At 47.6% G+C, this 5463-nt stretch carries 6 protein-coding genes and 1 pseudogene; 4 read left to right on the top strand and 3 right to left on the bottom strand.

The genetic code is table 11. The annotated features are described in order from the left end of the window. On the bottom strand, window positions 1-910 hold a 910-nt coding region (locus K5E40_RS33965; protein ID WP_165821915.1), incomplete at its 3' end, for an AraC family transcriptional regulator. 190 nt (window positions 911-1100) lie between these two features. On the opposite strand from K5E40_RS33965, the gene K5E40_RS33960 reads away from it, so the two are divergent. Both K5E40_RS33960 and K5E40_RS33955 read left to right on the top strand, forming a co-directional pair. After that, on the top strand, window positions 1101-2033 hold the full coding sequence (locus tag K5E40_RS33960; RefSeq protein WP_020724554.1) for a S9 family peptidase: 933 nt from the start codon (window positions 1101-1103) through the stop codon (window positions 2031-2033). 261 nt (window positions 2034-2294) lie between these two features. Continuing rightward, window positions 2295-2543 carry an NAD(P)H-dependent oxidoreductase gene (locus K5E40_RS33955; RefSeq protein ID WP_158021597.1) on the top strand — a complete coding sequence of 83 codons (249 nt, stop codon included), beginning with the start codon at window positions 2295-2297 and terminating at the stop codon, window positions 2541-2543. Here K5E40_RS33955 and K5E40_RS33950 read toward each other — a convergent pair. After that, window positions 2531-3478: an IS30-like element ISAs2 family transposase gene (locus K5E40_RS33950; protein ID WP_019706001.1), complete on the bottom strand. Its 948-nt coding sequence runs from the start codon at window positions 3476-3478 to the stop codon at window positions 2531-2533. The two genes, K5E40_RS33955 and K5E40_RS33950, sit on opposite strands and share 13 nt — an antisense overlap. 98 nt (window positions 3479-3576) lie before the next feature. Here K5E40_RS33950 and K5E40_RS33945 point away from each other — a divergent pair, with 98 nt between their 5' ends. After that, entirely contained in the window at window positions 3577-3966 is a 390-nt protein-coding gene (locus tag K5E40_RS33945; protein ID WP_134473991.1) for an NAD(P)H-dependent oxidoreductase, read from the top strand. 663 nt (window positions 3967-4629) lie between these two features. Continuing rightward, a pseudogene (locus K5E40_RS33940) lies at window positions 4630-5077 on the top strand (integrase core domain-containing protein); the annotation flags it as partial. 76 nt (window positions 5078-5153) lie between these two features. Here K5E40_RS33940 and K5E40_RS33935 read toward each other — a convergent pair. Continuing rightward, window positions 5154-5463, bottom strand: a 310-nt coding sequence (locus K5E40_RS33935; RefSeq protein ID WP_221734393.1) for a hypothetical protein, incomplete at its 5' end; no start/stop codon positions are given.

Below are 5463 nucleotides of genomic sequence, written 5' to 3'. Positions count from 1 at the left end.
AAATTCGCTTAACCTGCTGTGGATTCTGCCCATAATAGCGTTTAAATTCACGACTGAACTGCGACACGCTTTCATAGCCAACTGCATAAGCGGCGCTTTGCACGGTGCAGTTAGTCTGCGTGAGGCGAGCATAAGCGTGGCTGAGGCGCACTTTTTTTAGATATTGCATGGGTGAATCGGCCGTATAGTGCTTGAATCTACGCTGCAAGGTGGGAATGCTCATGCCCATATGGGACGCCAAATCATGCAAAGTGACAGGCTGATCCAATTGACGTAAAAGAAACTCAGAGGCTTGTAAAAATTTAGCAAAGCTACCATCTTGCTCCAGCCACTCGCGGATAAATGCACAAACATCGGCTTGTTCTAATGCCGCATATACCAGCGTTTGAATGTGTGTGGGCATAAACAGATCGCACGTGACTGGATTGCCTAGTGCATTCAACAACCCGTATAAAGCCGTTTGGATGGCTGGAGTCACTTGAACAGACAAAAAACCCGAGTGCGAATGGGCTGCTGCCATCTGTTCCGATGTGCTGTCTGAATGCACAGTCAAGTGGTGTAGCAATTGCGCCACTTGTTTGCGTTCAAAACGGATTTGTATCCCAATGACAGGTTCTTGTTCGCTGGCGCGAATGTTGCAGTACACAGGATAAACTCCAGTCAGCAACAAAGCTTTGCTGGGGTTGTATACGTAATAATTTTGCCCAAGCTGTACACTTTTCTCACCTGAAAATAAAAATACCAATCCAGGTGCGTACAGTGTCGGTCGCAGCTCTTGAGCGCTGGTCTGATAAAAAAGATCTATGTCAGGGCTGCATGTGGGCAATAGCCCTTCAACTATAGATGAATTTGAGGCTTGCTGCTGCTTGAGCAATTGGCGTGCGATGGCGCATAGGGTTTCGTTGTTCATAACCATATTTTACATGCAAAATATGGTTATGAACAACACTTTCATTGATTTGTGACTATTTTAGGCAAGGAATTGATTTTTTTGGGCATCGGAAATTCAGTGCTTAAAACCTAAGCTATGCTTTGAAGACAATGCGGCCTGCATTAAATGAAATGATGTGGCTACCCCTTATAAAGAATAGGAATCAAAGATGAGCATTCAAAACCAACCCACAGCAGAACAATTTGCGGTCATTCAAGCCGTGGCCAATTTTTCTGCTAAGCCGATGCGCACCCCGATTTTAAAAACCCCTGCTGACCACGGCATGGCCTATGAAGATGTGTTCTTCCCTGCTTTGGATGGCGTGCCGCTTGAGGCTTGGTACATTCCAGCCGTTCAGCCATCTGATTTGTTGATTATTGCCAATCATCCTTTGCCGATGAATCGCTATGGCTTGGCTGGACATTTATCTCCTTGGGACATGCTTGACCCGACAGAAATTAATTTTTTGTTTGAGTTAAAACACCTGCATGATGCTGGCTACAATATTTTGACTTATGACTTACGCAATTTAGGCCGTAGTGGCACAGGAGGCAATGGTGCTTGTGGTGTGGGTCGTTATGAGTGGCGTGATTGCGTTGGTGCACAAAACTATGTCAACGCACATCCAGAATTGTCAAAAATGAAAGTGGGTCTGTTAAGCCGTTGCACAGGTGGCAATTCTCAGTACGAGGCAATTTCACGTCATCCTGAATTGTTTAAAGATGTAGCGTGCATGGTCAGTCCAATGGTGGTTTCAATGGAAGCGTTCACCAAACATTATGCAAATTCTGTGGTGGCAGGTGCTGGTGATTTTCCTGAAATTTTGGACTTTGAACAAGTCAAAGCAGGCGGCTTGAAAAACTCAGAAATGACTCCTCACCTCTTTGCACCCGATGTCACTATGCCAACTTTGGTGGTGCAAGTGCGTGAAGATCGCTGGACTTCAGTGGAAGATGGCGAAAAAACTTTTGAGCTGTTGGGCGCAAAAGAAAAAGAGCTGTTCTGGATTGAAGGGACACCACGCCGTTGGGTTGGCTACAACTACTTTGGCAGCCATCCTGAAAAGTTAATTGGCTGGTTCGACAAATACATGAAGGTTTAAGTTTTGCTAAATATATAAGCTGTAGAAGTCGCGATCTGATCTGACAGTTACCTGTTTTGTGGATGCATAACTGTCAGATCAATTCAAATTAGTTACTTTTTCACTTTATGTTATCTGTTAGCAGGAGTGTTTATTGTTGAGGCTCAGACTAGCACTTAACATAACCCTCAACTTAAGAGCGGCATGATCCTGAGTTAGCGGGAGGATTACCGTGGACAAGTTGTTGCTGCTCTATTTTCTTACCCAATAAGGCAAATGAATATGAAGAATGCACTAATTATCAATGCACACCAACGTTGGGAAAATTTTGCGGAAGGTAAACTGAATCAATCTTTTGCCTCTGTCGCAGAAGATCGTTTAACCATGCTAGGCTATAACGTTCAAACAACAGTTATTGACGAAGAGTATGATGTTAATAGTGAAATAGATAAACATCAATGGGCAGATGTGGTTATTGTACAAACGCCGCGAATTCAACTTCGAAGTGCGACACTCGCCTATGCCGCCTGACGGTACTCTTCGAATACCTTGACAGGCTGCCTGAATCCGAGACATTTCCGAGGTCGTAGGTTGAGCCACTGCTCCGCTCTCCTGACATCCTCGTCCGTGACCTCTCTCAGGTCTGTTCCCTTTGGGATAAACTGCCTCAACAGCCCATTGCTGTTCTCGTTCAGACCGCGCTCCCACGAAGAGTAAGGGTGCGCAAAGTAAGTCTCGGCACCCAGCGCTTCCTCTATCGCCTTGTGTTCGGCAAACTCGCCGCCGTTGTCAAAGGTGATGGTATGCACCTGCTCGATGTAGGGCGTTAACATCTCGATTATCGCATCCCGCACCACCCCAGCCTGTTTGCTCGCGACCCGCTTGACCAGATAGAGCCGGCTCTTGCGCTCCACCAGAGTGACCAGTGCACCTGTGCCTTGCTTGCCCAGCACCGTGTCCGCCTCCCAATCACCGAGCCGCTCCCGGCTATCGACGATAGCCGGCCGTTCATCAATAGAGCGGGCTTCCTTGATGGGAGAACGCAGGCTGCTCGCCCCCTTGCGGTAGCGCTTGTGGCCCTGGCGCAGATGGCGGTACAACTGGCCACCCCGGGCTTTGTCGGCGGCCACATGGCGGTATATCCACTCGTGACTCACCATGAGGCCTATCTGCTTGCCCACCGCGCTTATCTGCTCCGGGCTCCACCACCAGGCGAGTGTCAGCTCGACAAACTGGATGACATCGGCAGATAGCCGAGATTTGGCCGCACTGGCCCGTCGGTGGGTGGCGTGCTGATGCGCATTGTCTGGCTGGTAGCCCTGCGGCCCGGCGTTACGACGCAGCTCCCGGTAGAGGGTGGAGCGATGAACGCCAATGGCGCGTGCGGTGGCAAGGATGGACATCCCCTGTGCGCGAAGCACCGATAACTGGTATCGTTGCCCCTCGGTCAACTGCTGATAGCTCATGGTGATACTGCTTTTACTTTGGCGAGCATAAGGGTACCACCAATCAGCAGTTGGCCACCTCTCGCCATTCATCCATGAGTGTCGCACTTATTATCTGAATTCCCGCGCCACTGTTTTGGATGAGTGCACCATGGCTATTCAAGAAGTACATTGATGAAGTATTTACAGCAGGTTTAGGCGGTAAGCTAGCTCATCATGATGGTCGAGTAATCGATGACCCCAGCCAACGTTATGGTTCTGGCGGTGTTGAGAAAGGTAAAAAATTCATGCTATCCGTAACACTTAATGCGCCTAAGTATGCTTTTGATACTAATGAGTTTTTTGAAGGTAAAGGTGTCGACGGTTTATTTATGTGGCTACACAAAGTATATCAATTTAATGGCTTTGATTCTTTACCAGGCTTTGCAGCCTATGATGTAATTAAAAACCCAACTATTGAACAAGACTTCGCGAATTTTGACAAGCACATTTCCCAACTGTTTGCTTAAAATTTCTCCATACTTAAAAGGCAGCAAGACAAAAGCTTTGCTGTCTTTTTTTTAATATCACTGTTCCAGATGCCAACATATGGCACTAAAAAACCGTGAAATGATAGGTCTGCCAATATGTCAAAGTCGATGATTATTCTAGCTGTCTTTTGCCTTGCGGCAATCATTGCAGGTTATCACTACTACAGAACTCAGACTTATTGGATCATCTGGCGTGTACTAACTGACTCGGTTGATTTCAGTATGAACAGAGCTTTTGCAGGAAGTTAATTTGATATTTGCTTAGAAAATCTACGTTACTGAGTTTGCAGGCACTGATGAAGAAACGGGTCCGTCCTTGTAACAGCCTGAATTAGACCTGGGTATGCATATACCGGTGTAGTGATAAGGAAGCAAGGCTCGGATGACATCATGGCGAGGGAGTTAATCCCATCATAACGCCGGATATATGGTCGCAAACCGTATCAGTTCAGTTCTTGCACAACCCGGGGGCGTCCATATATGGTTTAATCATCCGGACACCATTTTAGGTGGTACAGTCGCCACCATGACCTGAGGTGTTCAATGACAAGATTACGTCGCTCATTTACTGCCGAATGGCGTTGTTGCCCAAATCGATGCAGCTTAAATTGAACTAACTAAGGACTTGGTGATCTGATCAACAATGAAACGGTACTGCCGTTCTTCGAAGCCCATGAGGCTCGGGTCTATACCATCTTATCGGACAACAGGCGCGAGTTCTGTGGGCGCCCTGACCACTATCCCTACGAGCTGTTCCTACAACTGGAGGGGATTGAGCACCGGACCACCAAGGGGCGTAGACCGCAGAGCAACGGCTTTATCGAGCGACTACATCACACACAGCTGGACGAACACTTCCGTTATCAAGGGGAGGACAACCTGGTATGAGTCGGTGGAGCAGATGCAGACAGACCTGGACAGCTACCTGGATCACTACAACACCCAGCGGCCACATCAGGGCAGGATGATGAAAGGACAGACTCCCTACAGCATGTTCATTAAGGGTCTGAAATTGATACCGAAGGAAGTGCGCACTAAAGTAGCGCGTAAACAAGACACCGGTTTGAGGCCGGTGTCAGGTGATAACTAGATCTATACAATCAAATCAAGTATGAACTTCTACAAATAAACTCAGCATATGCAGACCTTATTTACACAGGCCTAATTTATGATCGTGCTCTCTGCTGCCACAGGTTTATCGCATCTTGAACAACTGGTGACGGAGATTCATCTCTTGGCCCTGTTATTTGTGGCCTTCCCCGTTTACGTTTTACCGCTGTCTGTGTAGCTTCATTGGCAATATCGGCAAGTTCTAGCCTATCTAATTGTGCCTCCATCCGTTCACCACTGACATCCAACAGCGCCTTGTAATACTGTTCTTCCCCCAGTCGATTCGGCTTTACCTTGTCTGGATGTGGCCCACGACGTCGGTTGGCTGTCGGGGTGTTCGGCAAGCTACGTGAACGCACATCATCC

It is taken from the genome of Pseudomonas baetica, from assembly GCF_019733355.1.
GTDB lineage: Bacteria > Pseudomonadota > Gammaproteobacteria > Pseudomonadales > Pseudomonadaceae > Aquipseudomonas > Aquipseudomonas baetica_A.
Note: the sequence above shows the minus strand (reverse complement) of the source record. Positions and strands in the feature narration are given on the sequence as shown.

Coding starts and splice junctions, on each gene's coding strand:
- K5E40_RS33960 (WP_020724554.1), top strand. CDS start 1,101: ATGAGCATTCAAAACCAACCCACAGCAGAACAATTTGCGGTCATTCAA.
- K5E40_RS33955 (WP_158021597.1), top strand. CDS start 2,295: ATGAAGAATGCACTAATTATCAATGCACACCAACGTTGGGAAAATTTT.
- K5E40_RS33950 (WP_019706001.1), bottom strand. CDS start 3,478: ATGAGCTATCAGCAGTTGACCGAGGGGCAACGATACCAGTTATCGGTG.